Source organism: Cryobacterium sp. TMS1-13-1 (genome assembly GCF_004403125.1).
Taxonomy (GTDB): Bacteria; Actinomycetota; Actinomycetes; order Actinomycetales; family Microbacteriaceae; genus Cryobacterium; species Cryobacterium levicorallinum.
On sequence record NZ_SOGX01000009.1, the window covers coordinates 118,985 to 138,864 of the forward strand.

Below are 19,880 nucleotides of genomic sequence, written 5' to 3' on the forward strand. Positions count from 1 at the left end.
GGCAGCCTCGCCGGCACCGCTAGCTCGGGCTGCCACGATCGCTAATGAGTGCCGCGAGCCACGCTGGGGCGAGCGGGCCGGGTCAGCGGGCAGCGCGGCGATCGCGCAGCTCGTCAACGATGAGCAGGTCGGGCCGCAGGTGCTCGGTCTCGTAGGCGGCCCGACCCACGAGGTGCGCGGCCATCGGCGCGGTCAGCGCCTGAAACACCACGATGGCGACCACGAGGGTGACGGTGCCGACCGAGAAATTGTTGATCGCGACATCCGCTGTCACGGCCATGAGCCCGAAGATCTGCGGCTTGGTCGCGGCGTGCAGGCGCGACAGAACGTCGGGAAAGCGAATCAGCCCGATTCCGGCGGCGAGGCACATCGCGGCGCCGGCGAGCACCAGAATGGCCGTCAGCACGTCGTGCAACAGGGCGCTCATGCGCTGTCCCTGGCCGGCAGAAAGCGGGCGACGCTGAGCGATCCGAGCACCGCGAACAGCGCCAGCACGAGCAGCACCGGCAGGGTGTCGGTGTGCCGGTTGAGCGCCATCTCCGCGGCCAGGGCGCAAATGATCGTCGCGACCAGCACATCGGAGGCGATGACCCGGTCCAGCACGCTCGGGCCGACGACGATGCGGTATACGGCCAGTAGCGCGCCGACCGCGAACATGATCGACGCGACGACGGCCACAATCTGCAACATCATGAGGTTCCCTTCAGGCGAGATGCGCGCCGATCTGCGGGCCGCACCCCGCGCATCCGTTCAACGTCTTCGCTTGAGCCGAACCCGCGCACGATGCGTCGCTCGGTGTCCAGCACCCGGCGGCGAAAACTCTCGATATCGCGAGCGCTCTGCATATTGAGCACGTGCAGGTAGAGGATCGACGATTCCCGGTCGATGTCGACCACGATCGAGCCGGGAACGATCGACGTGGCCACGGCGGTCCAGGTGAGAATGAGGTCGCTGCGGGTGCGCAGTCGAATCTCCAGAATGGCGTTCGACGTGACCAGCCGCGGCTTCACGGCCAGCCAGGACACGTCGATCGAGGCGCGCACAATGTCCAGGATCAGTCGCACGAAGAATACGACGGTGTGCAGCGGATGCAGCCGCCCACTCAGCTGCACCGGCACCAGATAAAACGCCACGGTAACGACGATGCCGACGACGAGCGCGACGAGCAGATTGAGCCAGGAGAATTCGCCCCAGAGCAGCATCCACAGCACGATCAGGGCGATCAGCGGCGGAATCTGGTTGCCGACGGCGCCCCGCCGTTCGCGCGGCGTGGTCATCGGGAACCCCCCTCGAAGTTGGTGCCCACGTTGCTGTCTTCGATTGAACCGGTACCGTTCGGGAACACGGCATCAATGTAGGTCGACGGCGAGCTGATATTGGCAGCAGCTCGGGTGGCGAGGGCGAAGATCGGCCCGGCGAACACCGTCAGCCCCAGGGTCAGCACGAGCATGGAGGTGGTCGCGCCGACCATGAGCGGCGAGATCGTCTTCTTCAGCACGAGCCCAGCGTCCTGCGGGTCTTCCACGAGCTGCGCCGACATTGACGAGGTGTAGTCCTTCACCTGTTTCTTCGGCCGCCAGAACGCCAGGTTCCAGGCCCGGGCAAGGGCGTAGAGGGTCAGCAGCGAGGTGAGCGCGCCGACCCCGATCAGCACGTAGATGCGCGGGTCGGCCACGATCGTGCCGGCCTGGAACAGGGCGATCTTGCCGAGAAAACCGGAGAACGGCGGGATTCCGCCGAGGTTGAGCGCGCCGAGAAAGAACAAAATGGCCACCAGCGGCGACGATTTCAGCAGCCCGCCGAGCCGCGACAGCGAGGTAGTTCCGCCGACCCGATCGATCAGCCCGGCGGCCAGAAACAGGGTCGTCTGCACGGTGATGTGGTGCACGACGTAGAAGATGGTCGCGGCGATGGCGAGCGGGGTGCCGATCGCGATCCCGAACAGCATGTAGCCGATGTGGCTGACCAGGGTGAACGACAGCAGGCGTTTGATATCGGCCTGAGCGAGCGCGCCCAAAATGCCCACCAGCAGGGTCAGCGCGGCGACGACCATGAGCGGCGTCGAGAACTGCTTGTCGGGAAAGAACAGCGTCTGGGTGCGCAGAATCGCGTACACCCCGACCTTGGTGAGCAGCCCGGCGAAGACCGCCGTGACCGGGGCGGGCGCGGTCGGGTAGGAGTCCGGCAGCCAGAACGACATCGGAAAGACCGCGGCCTTCACCCCGAAGGCGATCAGCAGCAACAGACCGAGAATCAGCTGAATATCGGCGGGGAGATCGGGCATCCGCTCGGCGATGAGGGCGAGGGTGACCGTGCCGGTGGCGCCGTAGATGAGGGCGATCGCGCTGAGGAACAGCAGGGACGACACCAGGCTCACCACGATGTAGGTGATACCCACCCGGATGCGCGCTCCCGTACCGCCAAGGGTCAGCAGCACATAGCTGGCCGAGAGCAGCATCTCGAAACCGACGTACATGGTGAACAGGTCGCCGGCGACGAAGGCGTTGAACAGGCCGGCGGCCAGCACGAGGTAGGTCGGGTGAAAGATCGAGACCGGCGTTTCGAGGTCACCGTCGATGATGCCCTGGCCGACGGCGAACAGCAGCACGCCGAGCAGCATGAGCGCCGAGATGAGCAGCATGATCGCCGACAGTCGGTCGACGACGAGCACGATGCCCCACGGCGCGTCCCAGCCGCCGACCTGCACCACGGCCGGTCCGTGCCGGTCGACCAGGACCAGCAGCACGGCGCTCATTACGGTCGCCGCCCCGAGGCTGAGAACGCTCACGAGCACCTGCAGGCGGCGGCGCTGGCCGAGCATCAGGGCGACCCCCGCACCGAGCAGCGGCAGGCAGACGATCAGGGGAACCAGAGCGGTCATCGCGCGTTCCTCTCGTCTGAAGCGGATGCGCCGGCGCGGCCGGCAGCATCCGCTTTCGACGTGTCTTCATCGCTGGTGGCGCCGTCGCCGCGCTCGAACTCGTCGATGGACTCGGCGATGGCGTCGTCATCGTCGGAGGAGGAACGGAAGGTGGCGTCGGCGGCACCTTCCGTGGCGTGCTCGTCGGTGAGGGTGTCGCCCTCGTCGCCGAGCTGGGCTAGCCACCAGGACCGGTAGATGAGGGCGAGCAGCAGCGCGGTGATGCCGAAGTTGATCACGATCGCGGTGAGCATGAGCACCTGCGGAATCGGGTCGACCATGTCCTGAACGCTCGTGCCGGTGACGATCGGCGAGCTGCCGGGGCGTCCGCTCATGATGAAGATGAGCAGGTTGGTGGCGTTGCCGACCAGCAGAAATCCAATCAGCACCCGGGTCAGGCTGCGTTCGAGCATGACGTAGACGCCGGCCGCGTACATGACGGCCATGACGATGACGAGGGTGAGGGAGGCGCTCATCGGGTGGCTCCTCCGTTCGGGATCTCGTGCAGGGGATGGATGTTCAGCCCTGCAGCCGTGTCGGTCGAGGGCTCGGCCGGGGCAGCCGTGTCATCGGGCGCGGGCCGCGGGCCGATTTCGTCGTTCTCGCTCTGCCGATCGATCTCGCTGCCGAGGCTGCGCAGAATGTCGTAGGTGAGGCCGATCACGACGAGGTAGACGCCGATGTCGAAGATGGTCGAGGTGCCAAAGGATAGGTCGCCGAGTACGGGCACTGTGGCGGTGAAGTAGGCCGATTCGAGGGGGATCCCGTCGAAGAACAGCGAGACGACGGCCATGCCCACGGCGAGGATGACGCCGAGGCCGAGGATCTTGCCCGGGTCGATCGGTGCGGCTTCGCTGAGTTCGTAACGCCCCCCGGCAAGGTAGCGGGCCACCAGGGCGAGGCCGGCGAGCAGCCCACCAGCGAAGCCGCCACCGGGCAGGTTGTGGCCGGCGAAGAGCAGGTAGATCGACACGATCATGGCCGGGTGGAACAGCAATCGCACGAGCACTTCGATCAGGATCGACCGGTTGCGCGGGTCGTTCTTGCGCCCGGCGAGCAGGAACGCCTGCCGGGTGACGGCGTGCCCCTCGCTGGACAGCTCCGGGTCGGCGACGACGCGGCGCCGGTTGGCGCCCGCGCGCAGGCTGCGGGATTCCTTCAGGCGCGGCACGACCGAGTTGCGGCCGGAGACGAACAGCAGGCTCGCGACGCCGGTCGCGACGACGATGAGCACGGACACCTCGCCCATGGTGTCCCAGGCACGAATATCGACGAGCATCACGTTGACGATATTGTCGCCGTGCCCGTCGTCGACCGAGAGCCGTGGCAGGGCGCCGGCGATGCTCGCAAAGTCGCGGGCGCCGAGCGCGATGAAACCGATCGTGCCCATGACCAGGCCGACCAGGCTGCCGATCAGCAGGCGGCGTTTGCGGCGCACTGGCTTGTTGTGCTGGGCGATGTTCGCCGGCAGGCGGCGCAGCACGAGCACGAAGATCACCAGGGTGATCGATTCGACCAGGGCCTGGGTCAGGGCGAGGTCGGGCGCACCGTGAAAGGCGAACAGGGCGACGAGGCCGTAGCCGGTGACGCCGGCGAGGATGACCGCGGTCATCCGTTGCCCGACCCGAGCCGCCATCACCGCGCAAATGGCCATGATCAGGGCAATCAATACCTGGCCTGGATAGTCCCAGAGCACGATCGTTTCGGGCCAGGTACGGTTGACGAACGCTGCGAAGCCGAGGGCGACCACGAACACACTGAGAATCGTGCCGAGGTACTGCGGCAGCCCGCCCTGCTGGGCGAAGTGGGTGACCCGGGCGGCGACCCGGTCGACGCTGCGGATGGCCTTGCCATAGCCGCGGCCGGCGTCGATAACGTCGGGCACCTTCGCCTGCAACCTGGCCACCCCCCGGCGAGCGCGGAACAACAGCGCGCCCAGAATGAGAACGACAGCGCTGACGTACAGCGCCGGCTCGAACCCGTGCCAGAGCGCGAGATGGTACGGCGGTTCGGTGATGCTGCCGGCGCCCGGCACGGTGTCGGCGTAGGGCGCGAGCAGCGGGTCGAGCAGCGCGGCGAACAGGCCGAGTCCGATCGTCGCGACGGTGAGTACGCCGGGGGCGAGCAGGGTGTCCCACGGGCTCGCGTGCAGCACTGTGTCCGGCTGTTCCCTGCGCGTTCCAAAAGCACCCCAGAAGAAACGGATGCTGTAGGCCACCGTCAGCACGGACCCAACGGCCGTGCCGATGAGGGCCGCGTAGCCCCAGCCGGATCCCCCGACGCCAGCGTCTAGCAGCGAGGTGAAGACGGCTTCCTTGGCGACGAAACCGAACAAGGGGGGCAGCCCGGCCATCGACGCGACGGCGACGAGCGCGATCAGCGCGAGCGCCGGGGCGCTGCGGCCGACGCCGCTCAGTTTGCGCCAGTCCCGGGTGCCGGCGCGGTGGTCGATCACGCCGACGACGAGAAAGAGGGTGGCCTTGTAGAGGGCGTGCGCGAGCAGCAGGGCGGCCCCGGCGAGCGCGGTGTCGCGGGTATTGAATCCGATCGCGATCATGAGAAAGCCGAGCTGGCTGACCGTGCCATAGGCGAGCAGCAGCTTGAGGTCGTACTGGCGCAGCGCACGCCAGGCCCCGACGACCATGGTCCAGACGCCAAGCGTGACCAGCACCGGCAGCCAGCCCTCGCTGTCGGCGTAGCCGGGAGCGAGCCGGGCGACGATGTAGATGCCGGCCTTGACCATCGCGGCGGCGTGCAGATAGGCGCTGACCGGGGTGGGCGCGGCCATCGCTGCGGGCAGCCAGAAGTGGAACGGCACGAGCGCACTCTTGGAGAGCGCCCCAACCAGGATGAGCAGAATCGCCCAGGTACCCATCGTGCTGGTCACCGGATTGGCGACGATATAGGCCAGGCTCGTGGTGCCGGAGGCGACCGAGATCATCACGACGCCCACGAGCATGACTAGGCCGCCGAAAGTCGTCACGATCAGGGCTTGCAGGGCAGCGCCGCGACTCTCCCGTTTATGGGTGTAATGCCCGATCAGCAGGTAGGAGAGCACGCTGGTGATCTCCCAGAACATGAACATGATCACCAGGTCGTCTGCGGTGACCAGGCCGTACATGGTGCCGGCGAAGGCCAGCAGCAGCGCGGCGAACCGGCCGAGACTCGGTTCGTCGTCGGTGAAGTAACGCGCGCAATAGATCAGCACGAGGGCGCCGACGCCGGTGACCACGAGGGCGAGCAGCCAGGCCAGGGTGTCGACCCGAAAGGAGAGGCTGATGCCGAGCTGCGGAATCCACGGAATGGACTGGGTCACGGCCCCACCCGCGGTGACCGTGGCGGTCTGGGTGAGCGTGTACGCGAACGCTCCGGCCGGCAGCAGGGCGATCAGGTAGAAGACGCGGGTGCCGACGCGCCGGGTGAGCCACGGCGTGAGCACCGAGAGAACGACAAACGCGAGGAGGAATTGAACCATGCGGCCTCCAGGCTTGTCAGGTCGGGGTGTGAAGGTCTAGTCTACCCGCCGACATGGGACGGTCTGCCGTCGGCGCCGCAAACGTGCAGCGGTCGACTCAGGTGCGGTGCCCGGCCTGGACGAAGTCAGAGTGATGAAAACGTCAGGAGCGGCGGCGGCCGACCAGGTCGGTGACGACCACGAGCGCGAGCGCGACGACGAGCAAACCCACGTAGACCAGCGGCACGAACTCGAGCCCGACGGTCTCGATCAGCACCGCGCCGAGCAGCGCGCCGCCACCGATTCCAGCGTTGAATGCGGTGGTATAGAAGGCGGAGGCGGTGTCGCGAATCTCCGGGGACGCAGCGTGCAGCATTCGGGTCTGCATTAACGGTGGCAAGGTTCCGAAGGCCATTCCCCAGAGCACGAAAGCGGCGAGCGCGACCGGCAGAGTGGCACTGAACAGGGCGAGCAGGGTGACGCTCACAGCGCTGGCCGCCAGACCGAGCACGAGGCCGAGCGTCGGACGCGGACCGAAGACGGTGCCGACGAGCAGCAGCCCGATCGCCCCGGCGACACCGTAGGCGAAGAGCAGCGGTGCCAGCTGGCTCGCGGCGACGCCGAGACCGTCGAGCAGAAACGGGGCGATGTAGGTGTAGAAGCTGTAGTGGCCGACCATGGTGATGCCGGTGATGAAGCAGATCAGCACGACAGCGGGAATGGTTGCGTCGCGGCGACCGCCCTGGGGAGCGGATGCGGCGGCATCCGTTGTGGACGTGCTTGTGGAATGCCGGGCGACCGGGGGCAGGAACTTCCAGACCAGGGCGGCGCCGATCAGCATGAGCACGCCGAGGGCGACGAAGGAGAGGCGCCAACCGAGCAGGTGGCCGGCCGCGGTGCCGAGCGGCACACCGAAGACAAAGGCGAGCGTTCCGCCGGCGACGGTGATCGACACGGCGCGGCCGATTTGCGCCTTGGGCACGAGGTGGGCGGCGTAGGCACCGACCACCGACCAGAACAGGCCGTGGGCGACGCCGCCGAGCACCCGCGCCGCGACGACCAGCTCGTAGGTCGGCGCGATGGCGGTGAGCACGCTGCTGAGCGCGAAGATGACGAGCACGATGATGATGAGTCCGTGCCGCGGAAACCGGCGGGTCAGGATCGCTACGGGCGCGCTCGTGACGACGACGGTGAACGCAAACCACGACACGAGCAGGCCAATCTGGCTCTCGGTGACGTTCAGGCTCTCGCTCATCTCCGGCAGCAGGCCGGTCGGCAGCATCTCGGAGGTGACCGACAGAAAAACGGCGGCGGCGAGGGTGATCAGGCCGACCCAGGGGAACGGCTGCGTGGCCTTCGCGGCAGGGGTGCGCGGCACGGTGGGCAGAAAGATGTTGGCGGTATTGGTCATGGATGCACTCATACTGGTGGCTCGGCGGGCGTCCGGTCGTTCGCACCGGAGCCGGCTGCGCGCCGACGTGCGCGCCCGGGGCCGGCTTGTTCAGCGCGACCACGTCGAGTGTACCGGACGGTGCTGGCGGGTCAACTGGGCGGGCAGGCAGCCAGCGCGTCGGGATCGAGCATGGCTCGGGCACACTCGATCGCTCGGGCCGGGGCTGAAGGTCAGCAGCATCCGCTCGTGGTGCCGGCGGGATCGGCCGGTCAGCAGCATCCGCTCGCCGGCCCGGTATTCTGGTCGGATGACTTCTCCGCATCACTGGGTAATCACGCTGGTCTGTGCCGATCAGCCCGGAATCGTGCACGCCGTCACCGGCGCGATCGTGCAGGCGCACGGCAATATCTCGGAGAGCCAGCAATTCTCCAACGCCGACACCGGACGATTTTTCATCCGCCTCCAGGTGCAGTCCCCGGTGACCCGACCCGAACTCGAGGCGGCGCTGACCCCGGTGATCGAGCGCTACGCGATGGCGTCGATCATCGATGTCGTGGGGCGCCCGCTGCGCACGCTCGTGCTCGCATCCTCGGCCGGGCACTGCGTCAACGATCTGCTGTTTCGCCAGCGCGGCGGCCAGCTTCCGGTGGAGATTCCGCTCGTGCTGAGCAATCACGGCACCCTGCGCGACCTGGTCGGGTTTTATGGCGTGCCGTTCGAATCACTGCCCATAACGGATGCGGCCAGCAAGGCCGACTTTGAAACTCGCGTCATCGAGGCGGTCGACGAGCTCGATATCGAACTCGTCGTGCTCGCCCGCTACATGCAGATCCTCTCGCCGGAGCTGTGCGCACGGCTGGGCGGGCGCGCCATCAACATTCACCACTCATTTCTGCCCGGTTTCAAGGGTGCCAACCCGTACCGCCAGGCGCATGCCCGCGGCGTCAAGCTCATCGGCGCGACCGCACACTTCGTGACCGGCGACCTCGACGAAGGACCGATCATCGAGCAAAACGTCGTGCGCGTAGACCACTCGCGCACTCCGGCCGAGCTGGTGTCGATCGGGCAGGACGAGGAGAGCCGCACGCTGACCCAGGCGGTGAAGTGGTTCGCCGAGAACCGGGTGCTGCTCGACGGTGCCCGCACGATCATCTTCAAGTAGCAGGGGACGGGGCCCAGGCCCGGCACGGCCTGAACCACCCAGCACCCTCGCGCGGCCCGGGCCCACCTTACGGTCCGGGGCCCATGATCTATCGTGGGCCCGCTTTCCGGGCCCGGGCCCGGAAAGCGACGGCACGACGGATCGGTAGGATTGACGGGTGACAAATACGCGCGACCTGCCGAAGATCGGCCCCAACGACATGCTCCGGTTCGTGCTCGAACTCTTCGCCTTCGTCAGCCTCGGAATCTGGGGCTTCGTCGCCTGGCCGCTCCCCTGGCCCGGGGTGCTGGTCGGACTCGCCGCCCCCGCCTTCGCCATTTTGGTCTGGGCGCTGTTCCGCTCCCCCAAGGCGGTATTCCGCCTCGACCCGTTCGGCAAGGCCTTCATCGAGATCGCCATCTTCGGTGCGGCGGCCATCGCCTGGTGGGATCTCGGTTTCCCCATCATCACGGTGATCTTCGCCGTCGTCGCGACGGTCAGCGGCGTCATCTCCGGCCGCAAAGAGCTGCGCTAACCCGTTGCGCGAGAGCGCAAAAAGTGCCCGATTGAACGTGTCAAACGGGCACTTTTTGCGCTCTCGCGGGCTAGGCCAGCCAGGCCACCGCGGCGGCGACATCCGATTCGGTGATGCCGTGGCCACCGGGGCGCAGCTCCACCTGCACGTGCGCACCGCGCTCCTCGAGCATGGTCGCGAGCTTCTGCACACTGCCGAGCGGAGCCATCGGGTCGGTTCGACCATTCAGTAGCAACACAGCGGATGCGCTCAGATCTCCGGCAGCGACCCGCGCGTCGATCCCGCGGTCGGCGTCGAGCGAGGGGGCGAGCGGATGCATGCCGGAGAACGCAATCACGCGAGGCAGCACCGCCGGGTGCAGAAGCGCCGTCGCCAGGGCAATGTTGGCGCCGTTGGAAAAGCCGACGGCAACAATCGGCCGGTCGCCGAGCGCGTAGGTGGCGCGCGCCCAGGTCAGAAACGCGGCGAGGTCGTCAGCGCGTCGGGCCACGTCCGCGGTGTCGAACACACCCTCGGACAGTCGCCGGAACCAACGATTCATGCCGTTTTCCTGCACCCGACCGCGCGGGGCGAGGATCGCAGCGGTGGGATCGAGCGCGCTGGCGAGCCCGGCGATCTCCTGCTCGTTGCCCCCGGTCCCGTGCAACATCAGCAGCACGCGGGCGTCGTCCGAGCCCGGGCGAAACAGGTGCGGCCACTCGGCCTGCGGCGTCGCGTCGCTCATTCGGTGACCGAGGCGGTGACCGAGGCAGTGACCGGCGCTGGAGCATCCACTACCCCCGGGTTGTTCTCGGGCGGCAGCACGATCGGCGCGACCGCGTTCTCGATGGCCTCGCGGCTCGGCTCGAGCCACGGCGGCAGCCTGAGCGAGCGACCAAGTTCGAGCAGCGGCTCGTCGATGTCGAAGCCGGGGGTGTCGGTGGCGAGTTCGAACAACACGCCGCCGGGTTCGCGAAAGTAGATCGACGTGAAGTACTGGCGGTCCAGGATAGCGGTCACGCCGTAACCGCGGTCGGCGAGCTGTTCACGCCATTCGGCCTGGGTGGCGCGGTCCGGCACCCGGAAGGCCACGTGGTGCACGCTGCCGCCGGCGGTCAGGCCGGGGGTTCCGGAGGGGTCGGCGAGCACGTCGACGAGGTTTCCGGGCGCGCCATCACCGGCACCAACGCGAGTGCGGCCATCCGTTTCAGAGATGACATGCATGCCGAGGTCGTCCGTGAGCACCTGGACGGTCTTCGCCGGGTCGGCGACGGTGAGCACCGACGAGTGCTGCCCGCGCACCGCGAATTCAGCGGGAACGGATGCGGAATCCCAGGGATTGCGCGGATCCACCGTTGAGGATGCCACCAGGTCGAGCTGAAGCCCGTCGGGGTCGCGCAGCGAGAGCCGCTCCTCGTGGGACGAGCGCCCGGTCACGGCGGATTCCACACCGAGCTTGGCGAAATGGTCCTTCCACCAGCCGATGCTGCCGGCCGGAACGGAGAACGCGGTCGTGGTCGACTGGCCGGCGCCGGTGTGGCCGCTGCGAATGCCGGTCCAGGGAAAGAAGGTGAGCAGCGAGCCGGGCCGGCCGGAATCGTCGCCGTAGTACAGGTGGTAGGTGCCCGGGTCGTCGAAGTTGACGGTCTTCTTGACAAGACGAAGTCCCAGCCCGGTCACGTAGAAGTCGATGTTGCGTTGTGGGGCACCGGCAATCGCGGTGACGTGGTGCAGTCCGGTGGTCTGTACGGTCATGAAGTCCTCCTGGCGAGTTTGATATTCATGCAAACGCATGAACTTGCCGCGGTATTCCCAACCCGACCGCTCACGCGCGCTTTCCTGTGGCTAGTTGGGGAAATCGGCCACCGCCGCCCTGCGAGCGCCCCGCAATCATGCGGAAGTTCGGCGTACGGCATTAGCCTGTCCTGAATAAGCCACGCGCGCGACCGAGCTGACGCCGCCCCATCGGACTCAGGCGGCGACGCGACGCTCGGACGGCATCCGCAGCGCATAGGCGGCGGCGATCAGCAGGAACACGGCGCCGACGGCAAATCCGGCCGAGAACGAAAAAGCGTCGACGAGCAGGCCGGCAACCAGCGGACCGACGATCGCACCGGCATCCGCGCACATGGAGAACACCGAGACCGGGCGGCCCCCGTGCGCCCCGGCCGCATCGCCGACCGCCGCGGCGGGAGCGGTGCCCATGAAGGCGGCGGCGACCCCGTAGACGCAGAGCAGACCGCCGAGCACCCAGATGTTCGGCGCAAACGAGATGGCAACGATCGCGAGCCCGGCCACAGTGAACGCCCCGATAATGGCCGGTTTGCGGCCGACGGTGTCGACAAAGCGGGCAGCCGGCGCGAGAGCGAGCGCCTGAGCGACGGCTGCGGCAGCCAACGCGATCCCGGTCCACGAGCTCGTCCCCCCAAGCACGACGACCACGAACAGTGGAATGAGGGTGGTGCGCACCCCGAGCGAGGTCCAGCCCTGAGCGAAATTCGCGAGGCAGGCCGCGCGAAAGCGCTCGTCCCGCAGCACGGTGCGAAACGGCGTGCGCACAGCGGATGCGTCGGCGCCGGCCAGCGCGCTGCCCCGGCCGCCCGAGCGCAACAGGAACAGCCCGACCAGGCCGGCCACGGTGAGGGTTCCGGCGTAGAAGAAGAAGGGTGCGGTCAGCGAGATGGTCGCGAGCAGACTGCCGATCGCCGGGCCGGCCATGCCACCGATGAGGAATCCGCCCTGGTAGAAGCCGATCGCGCGGGCCCGGCGGCCCGGTTCGGCCGTGCGCAGCAACAGCGTCATGGCCGACACGGAGAACATGGCGGAGCCGATGCCGCCTGCCCCGCGCAGCAGCAACAGTTGCAGGTAGCTGTCGGCCGCCCCGACCAGTCCGCTGGAGAGTGCGACAATGCCGATTCCGACGGCGAGCACGGTTCGTTCCCCGGCCCAGTCGATCAGGCGACCACAGGCGGGGCTGAACACGAACCGCATGAGCGCGAAGGCCGAGACGACCGCGCCGACCTCGAGGTTGCCGACACCGAAGCTCTGCACGTAGACCGGCAGCACCGGCACGACGACGCCGAAGCCCACCATCACGAAGAAGGCGATGACGCCGAGCACGATCACGTCGCGGTTCAGCCGCGGTTTCGGGCTGACGCCCGGTTCGGGTACAGCGGATGCCCGGAGTCGCCCCCGCATCCATCCCGCCAGTCGCATCCCTCCAGCCTAAACTGCCCAGCCTCGCAACCCGTTCCCGGCCCGGGCCCACCTTAGGGAAGCAGGCCCATGATCCATCATGGGCCCCGTTTCCGGGCCCGGGCCCGGAAAGCACCGGAGCGGGAGCAACGCGGAAGCACGAGTGGGGGCGACTGATGCTTGATCAGTCGCCCCCACGTCGCCGGGCCCACCTTATGAAACCGGGCCCGGCCCCCGTCCAGAGTGCGGTTAGGGACCGGGCACCACTGCCGCGGCGGCTACCGCACGATCAGCAGCGAGCGCGACGCGCTCTTCGCGGCCGCGACCAGGTCGTTGCCGGCGTATTGCCCGGCGACCTTGTAGAGGCCACGGCTGAGCTTCGGCAGCGTCACGCTGCCGCGCCCGTTCTCATCGAGCGCCACCGTGAAGCGGCGAGTGTCGACCGTGATGGTGGCAGTGTCGCCGACTTCACCCTTGCTGGTGACCGTGATCGACGCGGTGACGCGACTGGAGAAGAACACGGCTCGGTGGTTGAGGCTCACCGCCACCTTCGCGGCGTACTTCAGCACGACCCCGGCCGAGGTCGCCGTTGCGCTGGCCCCGTCCGGCACCGACGCAGTGACCAGCACGGTCAGTGTCGTTCCGGCGAGCGCCGCCGTCGGCTTGAGCGTCGCCGAGGTCGCGCCGGCGATGTCGACGCCGTCGCTCTGCCACTGGAAACCGAAGGTCAAACCCGCGGTGGTCCACTGGCCGGGGTCAGCCGTCAGCACCGAACCAATCTCGGGCGTGCCCGAAATGCTCGGCGCCACCGTGTTCAGTACCGGTTCGCTGCCTTCGCTCGCCGCGATGGCGAGAACCGTTGACGCCGAGCTGTCGCCATAGTCGACCACGCCCAGATACGGCGTGTTCGGCACCAGGCCGGCCCAGCTCAGCGCGTACGTGATTGGCACACCCTGCGGCCCCTGAATCGTCGGCGGCGTCGCCGCGAACCCGTTCGTGGGCTCGCCAGACGAAACCGAAAACGTGTTCACGTCAAACGCGGTCGTGCCCGAGAAGACGTCCACGATGACCTGATAGAAGCCGGCCTCCGGGTCGCTCAGGTCGATATGCTCATCGGCGGACCCGGTGGCCGACTGCCAGCCGGCGATCGGGTTGCCACCCGGGCCGTCGAGCAGCAGCACGAACAGGTCGAGGTCGGAAGAATCATCCACGGCGTTCAGGTCGAACCGGGCCAGCCGGTCGCCCTGAATCTCCACCTCATAGGCGAACTGGTCGCCGGTCGTGCCCGCATCGGTGTGCGGGCTGGACGGGTCGTCGGCGTTGTTCTGGTGCACCCCGTTGGCCAGGCCGCTGAGGTTCAGCGCTACCGGCTCCGACCCGCCGGGGGCGACGGTCACATCGACCGTGCCGTCCACGCCGGCGCCAGCCACCTCGGTCGGGGCGATGACGGTGACCGGACGAACCGCGATCGGGCTGTGCACGATGGAGAAGAAGTCGCCAGGGTCACCCGAGCCGCCATCGCCGTAGCCCCAGTCCAGCGAGCCGGTGGCGAAGACGTCGAGCGGGGCATCCGTTCTGGTGAACGTCACCGTGTAGCTCTGCGTCTCACCGACGTTCGTGAACGTCATCTCGGCTGGAGAAACGACCGCATCAATGCCGGCAATCTCGATCGGAGTGGCGGTGTAGGTGCCGACCTGGACGGCCGTCACCGTGCGGGTGATCGTCTCCGGCGCCGTGAGGGCACCGATCTGGATCGACGCCAGGTTCAGGTTGCTCGCGTCTATCGGCGGAACGCCGGCATCGAACCCGATCCCCTGCAGGTAGGCCAGCCAGTCGGCCGGACCACTCTGGTAGATCAACCCCGGAAAGTCCATTGCCGACGGGGTGACTTCTCCGGCACCCTGCGCGAACGGGTCGGTCACGCGCACACCGTCGGAATCGACGGTGTGCAGCGCGGTCGTCATCATGACCGACTTGATCTCGGCGGGCGTCGCGAGCGGCCGCACCCCGAGATAGAGCGCGGCCAGGCCGGCGATGTGCGGGCTGGCCATCGAGGTGCCCGAGAGGAACTGGAACGTCGGGTCCTCCCCGGCGGCGTTGGCACCGTCGGCGAGAATTCCCACGCCGGGGGCCGCGATATCGGGCTTGAGCAGGTCACCGCCGTCGGCCAGCAACGGTCCACGCGAGGAGAATCCGGCAACCTGCGGCACCGGAGTCTGCTCGGCCGTCGTGTTGTCCGGAGTGAACGTGACCGTCGCACCGCCGGTCGCCGAGTAGGCGAAGATCGGGTCGAAGGCTGGCGCATCCAGGTGGATGCTCGGCACCGAGTGCTCGTCCGGGTCGACGTCGAGCGGGGTGCGGTTAACCAGCACCATTCCGCTGCCGCCGGCCCGCAATACCTCGGCCGATTTGGCGACCCGGTCGTAGACGCCGCGCTCGCAGAACACGATCGCGCCGGCCACCTTCGCCGTATCGAGCGAGTTCGGCGCGCACAGCAGCGCGTCGGCCGGCTCGAAACCACCGACCGACACGAGATCAGCCCGCACCAGGGAACCCGACAACGGCGTCGCTCCCGGCGTACGATCCACGGTGATCGACGCTCCGGCGTAGGCCGACCCGTTGCCAAGGGTGGCCGTGGCTTCGAAGGCCGGAATGGTGCTCGCCGCGACCGTGGTGATCCACGGGGCGACGTTGTCGACGGTCGACGGGCCAGGGCCGGCGTTTCCAGCGGATGCCGCCACAAAGATTCCCGCCGCCGCAGCTCCCAGAAATGCTTGGTCAAACGGCGAGAACGTGGTTTGAGCCGGGCTGCCGCCGATTGAGAAGTTGATCACGTCGACACCATCGGCGATCGCCTGGTCGAGGGCTGCCAGAATGTCGGAGCCGGCGCAGCCGTCATCATCCGCTGTCGTGGCATCGGGGCCTGACCAGCACACCTTGTAGGCCGCGATTTTGGCGGCCGGAGCGACACCCGAGATGGAACCGAAGTCGACGCCGTTGACGTTGGCGGCGACCTCGAAGTTGCCGCCGGCGGTGCTCGCCGTGTGCGAACCGTGCCCGTCGCCGTCGCGCGGGGAGACATACTCGCCGGTCGCGGCCGTGCCGATCTGGTCGGCGCCGAACCCGTCGAGGTAGTACCGCGCACTGACGATCTTGGTGCTGCAGTCGCTCGCAGCGAACTGCTCGCCGGTCTGGCAGGTGCCGGTGAAGGTGCTGCCGTCGGCCTTGTTCATGGTGATCGTGTCACCGTCGAGCCACGGCTCGTCGCCGGGCGTTGTGCCGAGCGCGTCGCCGGCGAATGACGGGTTTTCCGGCGCGATTCCCGAGTCGAGCACCCCGATCACCACGCCCTTGCCGGCTTTGCTCGGGCCACCCAGCTTGGACCAGACCCCGGTCGGGCCGCTCAACCGCAGATAGTCGGTCGACGACTCGGCGGTCATGTGCAGGAGGGTGTCGGGAACCACCGACACCACGTTCTTCTTCGCGGCGAGCGCCGCCGCCTGCTTACCGCTGAGCTCTGCCGAGAAGCCGTTGAGCCCGAGCGTGTATGACGCCCCCACCGTGGCGTCAACGGATGCCGCCAGTTCACTCTGCAGGCGAGTCAGATAGTCCCGGTAGGTTTCGGCCGAGCGACTCTGCGCGTCGAGTTTGGCGCCCAGGCCCGGCATCGTCGCCGAGAACCCGTTGACTCCGCCGCGATACAGGGCGACAGCATCGTCACTCAGGGTCACAATGTAACGGCCCGCGGTGAAGTCCATCCGCTGCCCGCTGGGCGAGCCGATGCTTCCGGCGAGGCCGGTTGCGGCTGGCGCTGCCAGCGCGGGCGGAGCCCCGCCGACGAGTGTTGATGCGCCCACCAGGGCAATGGTGACGGCGGCGGCGATTGTGGCACGGCGGCGTGTGCGAGATGTTGACGCTGGCTTCAGCGCAGCATCCGGCGACGACATCGTGCGCCTGAAGAAAGAACTCACGTGGGTGTCCAATCCGATAAGGGTGCGAGGTGGTCTCGTTCCACAACAGAAACAAAAACTGTTCCGATGCACAGTTCGCTCGTGACCGTAGCGCGCTCGGCGACCCCCGGATAGGGGCAGTCCCCAGGTCCCGCAGGCGGGGGAGTCTGGGTCAGCTCTGCACGACCTCCGACGTTTCCGCAACGACCGGCGTACTCGCCGGCTGACGCACCGCCGGCTCACCACCAGGGCGCAGATTCGGGTACCGCAGCGGGTCGGCATCCACTCGTGTACGCAAAAGGACCCCGACCGAAAACGGTCGAGGTCCTTTGGGCTGGTGCGGTTTACGCCAGGCGGGTCTGCAGGTTCTCAGCGAGCGAGGCGAGGAATTCCTCGGTGGTCTGGTACGTCTGGTCCGGGCCGACCAGGAGTGCGAGGTCCTTGGTCATCTTGCCGCTCTCGACGGTCTTGATAACGACGTCTTCGAGGGTCAGGGCGAACTCAGCCAGGGCCGCGTTATTGTCGAGCTTCGCCCGGTGGGACAGGCCACGGGTCCAGGCGTAGATCGACGCGATCGGGTTGGTCGAGGTGGGCTTGCCGAGCTGGTGCTGGCGGTAGTGACGCGTGACGGTACCGTGGGCTGCCTCGGCCTCGACGATCTTGCCGTCGGGGGTGGAGAGCACGCTGGTCATCAGGCCGAGCGAGCCGAAGCCCTGAGCGACGGTGTCGGACTGAACGTCGCCGTCGTAGTTCTTGCAGGCCCAGAGGTAGCCGCCCTCCCACTTCATGGCCGAGGCGACCATGTCGTCGATGAGTCGGTGCTCGTAGCTGAGACCGGCCGCTTCGTACGCCGTCTTGAATTCGGTGTCGAAGATGTCCTGGAAGATGTCCTTGAACCGGCCGTCGTAGGCCTTGAGGATGGTGTTCTTGGTCGAGAGGAACACCGGCACGTTGCGCTCGAGGCCATAGCTGAGCGTAGCCCGGGCGAAGTCGGTGATCGACGAGTCGAGGTTGTACATGCCCATGGCGACGCCGTCGCCGGGAGCTTCGAACACCTCGAAGGTCGACGGCTCGCTGCCGTCCTGCGGGGTGAAGGTCATGCTGAGCGTGCCCTTGCCCTTGAAACGAAAGTTGGTGGCCTTGTACTGGTCACCGTAAGCGTGACGGCTGATGATGATCGGCTTGTTCCAACCCGGCACGAGGCGCGGGATATTGGAGATGACGATCGGCTCGCGGAAGATGGTACCGCCGAGGATGTTGCGAATGGTGCCGTTCGGCGAGAGCCACATCTTCTTGAGGCCGAATTCTTCAACCCGCGCTTCGTCGGGCGTGATGGTCGCGCACTTCACGCCGACGCCGTGCTTCTGAATGGCGTGGGCTGCGTCGATCGTGATCTGGTCGTTGGTTTCGTCGCGCTTCTGAATGGAGAGGTCGTAGTACTCGAGGTCGATATCGAGGTACGGGTGAATGAGCGTTTCCTTGATCGCGTGCCAGATGATACGGGTCATCTCGTCGCCATCGAGCTCGACAACTGTTCCCTCAACCTTAATCTTCGACAAAAAATTCTCCTCTTTATTCAGTGTGGCCGTCACGACCATCGTCAAGCTTACTAGAGGCCGGCAACTATCTTGACATCGAGATATATTTGCAGATGAATTGCCGATGCCAAAAGTTCGCTCGACTACCGACGGCCCCGGGCGCACGTTAGCCTGAACACATGGGTGAGCTGAAGCTGGAAGAATTATCCGCACGAAACATCGTTGCGGCCAATAACCTGAGCCTGAAGCCGGGCCAGGAGCAGTTCATCGCGCCGGTCTCCTATTCGGTGGCCGCCTCGGTGATAAACCCGGCTACCTCGTGGCAGCGCGTAGTGCTCCTCGACGGCGTCGTCGCTGGTTTCATCCACGGCAATTTCGACCCCAACTCCGAGCACGAAGAATTTCGCGCCTGCATCTGGCGCATCAACGTCAACGCGGAGACCCAGGGCCAGGGCGTCGGCAAGTTCGCCGCGGAAGCCCTCGCCGCCGAAGCCCGTGAACGCGGATTCGACCACGTCAACGTCATCTGGGAGCCGGGCGCCGACGGCCCGGAGGCCTTCTTCCACCGGCTCGGTTTCGTCGATGTCGGCGAAACCCAGTTCGGCGAGGTCATCGGCTCCCTGCAGCTCTAATTTCTTTAGTGAGTGGGCCCGAGGACTTCGTCTCCCGGGTGCTCGGCGTGGTCGATTCGATCCCGCCGGGTCGGGTGATGACCTACGGCGGCGTGGCCGCGCAGCTCGGTTCCCGCGCCGCCCGTGCCGTCGGCCAGGTAATGGCCCGCTACGGTTCCGACGTGGCCTGGTGGCGGGTGATTCGCGCCGGCGGGCATCCGCCGATCGGTCATGCGGCCCAGGCGCTGCCGCACTACGAGGCCGAGCACACGCCGTTGCTGCGGTCTGCCGCTGCCAGCACCATCGAAGCGGATGCCGCCTACCGCGTCGACTACGCCGCCGCCCGCTGGTCGCCGCGCGTGTAGCGCCCACAATTGGGGCTCGGGTTCAGAGCCGCTTCGCGACGGGTTCAGGGACCGGTTCGGTCGGGCCCTGGTCGAGCCGGAACGGCGGGTACTCGTCGGTGGTTCCGCCGTTGCCTCTTTGCGCGTCGCCAGCCACGGAGAAGCTCCGGCTGACATGCCGCCGGCGAGCACCGTGAGTACTACCAGGTACGGAATGGCCAGCAGCCACTTGATCAGCCACAGGCCGCGCGCGAGCACGGGGTCGAGGTGGTCAGTTGCGACGTTGCTCGCCTGCGGCCGCAGGGTGGCGATGTCGAACCGAACCGCGGTCGGCACGCCGTAGTCGCTTCCAAGATCCGGGTTCGGCGGTGGTTAGCGCCGTCCGATCGCCGTTCGGGCATCCAAAAAGAAGCCGTGTGGTCCGCTCTTGTGCACCCTGCTGGCGCGGTGCTAACGTGCGTGCATGCAGAGCGATCCGGTCGTCACCAACCCGCAGTTCTATCGCGTGATCTTCGAAAATGAGCGGGTACGCGTCCTCGAATATCTGGACCGACCCGGCGACGAATCGACGCCGCATCGGCATCCCGACAGCGTCATGTTCACCCTGACCGCATTCCGTCGACGTCTCTCCTCCGGCGGCCGATTCATCGACGTCGATCTGCCGGAGGGCGTCGCGCGCTGGCTCCCCGCCCAGGAGCATTCCGGGGCGAATACCGGCGAAACGGCCACGCACACGACTTTCGTGGAGCTCAAGGAACCCGCTCCGCATCCGCTCCCGGCCGGTGCCCCCGAACTACTCGGCCCCCTGCCCGACTAGCCG

At 67.2% G+C, this 19,880-nt stretch carries 17 protein-coding genes; 5 read left to right on the forward strand and 12 right to left on the reverse strand.

Annotated features, from left to right (window positions below; translation table 11 throughout):
• Positions 1-82: 82 nt before the first annotated feature.
• The 7 genes from mnhG to E3T31_RS08790 form a co-directional block, all read right to left on the reverse strand.
• Positions 83-427: a monovalent cation/H(+) antiporter subunit G gene (mnhG, locus tag E3T31_RS08760; RefSeq protein ID WP_092449645.1), complete on the reverse strand. Its 345-nt coding sequence runs from the start codon at positions 425-427 to the stop codon at positions 83-85.
• The gene (locus E3T31_RS08765; RefSeq protein ID WP_233195173.1) at positions 424-693 is read right to left on the reverse strand and encodes a monovalent cation/H+ antiporter complex subunit F; all 270 of its coding nucleotides are present in this window, start codon (positions 691-693) and stop codon (positions 424-426) included. Before E3T31_RS08765 ends, mnhG begins: the two co-directional genes overlap by 4 nt.
• The gene (locus E3T31_RS08770; RefSeq protein WP_104132257.1) at positions 690-1,277 is read right to left on the reverse strand and encodes a Na+/H+ antiporter subunit E; all 588 of its coding nucleotides are present in this window, start codon (positions 1,275-1,277) and stop codon (positions 690-692) included. Before E3T31_RS08770 ends, E3T31_RS08765 begins: the two co-directional genes overlap by 4 nt.
• Positions 1,274-2,881 carry a Na+/H+ antiporter subunit D gene (locus E3T31_RS08775; protein ID WP_134468400.1) on the reverse strand — a complete coding sequence of 536 codons (1,608 nt, stop codon included), beginning with the start codon at positions 2,879-2,881 and terminating at the stop codon, positions 1,274-1,276. The genes E3T31_RS08770 and E3T31_RS08775 overlap by 4 nt, the downstream gene beginning before the upstream one ends.
• Positions 2,878-3,396 carry a sodium:proton antiporter gene (locus E3T31_RS08780; RefSeq protein WP_134468401.1) on the reverse strand — a complete coding sequence of 173 codons (519 nt, stop codon included), beginning with the start codon at positions 3,394-3,396 and terminating at the stop codon, positions 2,878-2,880. The genes E3T31_RS08775 and E3T31_RS08780 overlap by 4 nt, the downstream gene beginning before the upstream one ends.
• Positions 3,393-6,395, reverse strand: a complete 3,003-nt coding sequence (locus E3T31_RS08785; protein ID WP_134468402.1) for a Na+/H+ antiporter subunit A — start codon at positions 6,393-6,395, stop codon at positions 3,393-3,395. Before E3T31_RS08785 ends, E3T31_RS08780 begins: the two co-directional genes overlap by 4 nt.
• A 142-nt stretch (positions 6,396-6,537) precedes the next feature.
• Positions 6,538-7,785 carry an MFS transporter gene (locus E3T31_RS08790; protein ID WP_134468403.1) on the reverse strand — a complete coding sequence of 416 codons (1,248 nt, stop codon included), beginning with the start codon at positions 7,783-7,785 and terminating at the stop codon, positions 6,538-6,540.
• 289 nt (positions 7,786-8,074) lie between these two features.
• Between E3T31_RS08790 and purU the strand changes: the two genes are divergently transcribed.
• Both purU and E3T31_RS08800 read left to right on the forward strand, forming a co-directional pair.
• A complete protein-coding gene (gene purU, locus E3T31_RS08795) occupies positions 8,075-8,929 on the forward strand; it encodes a formyltetrahydrofolate deformylase (protein ID WP_134468404.1) in 855 nt (284 codons plus the stop codon).
• Between the two features lie 157 nt (positions 8,930-9,086).
• Positions 9,087-9,443: a YrdB family protein gene (locus E3T31_RS08800; protein ID WP_241977778.1), complete on the forward strand. Its 357-nt coding sequence runs from the start codon at positions 9,087-9,089 to the stop codon at positions 9,441-9,443.
• Positions 9,444-9,513: 70 nt separating this feature from the next.
• Here the strand turns inward: E3T31_RS08800 and E3T31_RS08805 are convergent, their stop codons facing one another.
• From E3T31_RS08805 to E3T31_RS08825, 5 genes are all read right to left on the reverse strand, one after another.
• Positions 9,514-10,167 (reverse strand): alpha/beta hydrolase, encoded by a 654-nt coding sequence (locus E3T31_RS08805; protein WP_134468405.1) that lies wholly within the window; start codon positions 10,165-10,167, stop codon positions 9,514-9,516.
• A complete protein-coding gene (locus tag E3T31_RS08810; protein WP_134468406.1) occupies positions 10,164-11,177 on the reverse strand; it encodes a ring-cleaving dioxygenase in 1,014 nt (337 codons plus the stop codon). The genes E3T31_RS08805 and E3T31_RS08810 overlap by 4 nt, the downstream gene beginning before the upstream one ends.
• A 216-nt stretch (positions 11,178-11,393) precedes the next feature.
• Positions 11,394-12,638 (reverse strand): MFS transporter, encoded by a 1,245-nt coding sequence (locus E3T31_RS08815; RefSeq protein WP_241977780.1) that lies wholly within the window; start codon positions 12,636-12,638, stop codon positions 11,394-11,396.
• 257 nt (positions 12,639-12,895) lie between these two features.
• A complete protein-coding gene (locus tag E3T31_RS08820; protein ID WP_241977781.1) occupies positions 12,896-16,588 on the reverse strand; it encodes a S8 family serine peptidase in 3,693 nt (1,230 codons plus the stop codon).
• A 323-nt stretch (positions 16,589-16,911) separates the two neighbouring features.
• Complete coding sequence (locus E3T31_RS08825) at positions 16,912-18,126, reverse strand: NADP-dependent isocitrate dehydrogenase (protein ID WP_092449622.1); 1,215 nt, start codon at positions 18,124-18,126, stop codon at positions 16,912-16,914.
• Positions 18,127-18,284: 158 nt separating this feature from the next.
• Between E3T31_RS08825 and E3T31_RS08830 the strand changes: the two genes are divergently transcribed.
• The 3 genes from E3T31_RS08830 (at position 18,285) to E3T31_RS08840 (ending at position 19,877) form a co-directional block, all read left to right on the forward strand.
• Entirely contained in the window at positions 18,285-18,737 is a 453-nt protein-coding gene (locus E3T31_RS08830) for a GNAT family N-acetyltransferase (RefSeq protein WP_134441051.1), read from the forward strand.
• A gap of 8 nt (positions 18,738-18,745) precedes the next feature.
• Positions 18,746-19,081 carry an MGMT family protein gene (locus E3T31_RS08835; protein ID WP_370304406.1) on the forward strand — a complete coding sequence of 112 codons (336 nt, stop codon included), beginning with the start codon at positions 18,746-18,748 and terminating at the stop codon, positions 19,079-19,081.
• Between the two features lie 442 nt (positions 19,082-19,523).
• Positions 19,524-19,877, forward strand: coding sequence for a cytoplasmic protein (locus E3T31_RS08840; RefSeq protein WP_134468408.1), 354 nt, complete (start codon positions 19,524-19,526; stop codon positions 19,875-19,877).
• Positions 19,878-19,880 lie beyond the last annotated feature (3 nt).

Bases quoted from the DNA above. Each gene is read 5' to 3' on its own strand.
- mnhG (WP_092449645.1), bottom strand. From the start codon at position 427: ATGAGCGCCCTGTTGCACGACGTGCTGACGGCCATTCTGGTGCTCGCC.
- E3T31_RS08765 (WP_233195173.1), bottom strand. From the start codon at position 693: ATGATGTTGCAGATTGTGGCCGTCGTCGCGTCGATCATGTTCGCGGTC.
- E3T31_RS08770 (WP_104132257.1), bottom strand. From the start codon at position 1,277: ATGACCACGCCGCGCGAACGGCGGGGCGCCGTCGGCAACCAGATTCCG.
- E3T31_RS08775 (WP_134468400.1), bottom strand. From the start codon at position 2,881: ATGACCGCTCTGGTTCCCCTGATCGTCTGCCTGCCGCTGCTCGGTGCG.
- E3T31_RS08780 (WP_134468401.1), bottom strand. From the start codon at position 3,396: ATGAGCGCCTCCCTCACCCTCGTCATCGTCATGGCCGTCATGTACGCG.
- E3T31_RS08785 (WP_134468402.1), bottom strand. From the start codon at position 6,395: ATGGTTCAATTCCTCCTCGCGTTTGTCGTTCTCTCGGTGCTCACGCCG.
- E3T31_RS08790 (WP_134468403.1), bottom strand. From the start codon at position 7,785: ATGACCAATACCGCCAACATCTTTCTGCCCACCGTGCCGCGCACCCCT.
- purU (WP_134468404.1), top strand. From the start codon at position 8,075: ATGACTTCTCCGCATCACTGGGTAATCACGCTGGTCTGTGCCGATCAG.
- E3T31_RS08805 (WP_134468405.1), bottom strand. From the start codon at position 10,167: ATGAGCGACGCGACGCCGCAGGCCGAGTGGCCGCACCTGTTTCGCCCG.
- E3T31_RS08810 (WP_134468406.1), bottom strand. From the start codon at position 11,177: ATGACCGTACAGACCACCGGACTGCACCACGTCACCGCGATTGCCGGT.
- E3T31_RS08815 (WP_241977780.1), bottom strand. From the start codon at position 12,638: ATGCGACTGGCGGGATGGATGCGGGGGCGACTCCGGGCATCCGCTGTA.
- E3T31_RS08830 (WP_134441051.1), top strand. From the start codon at position 18,285: ATGGGTGAGCTGAAGCTGGAAGAATTATCCGCACGAAACATCGTTGCG.
- E3T31_RS08840 (WP_134468408.1), top strand. From the start codon at position 19,524: ATGCAGAGCGATCCGGTCGTCACCAACCCGCAGTTCTATCGCGTGATC.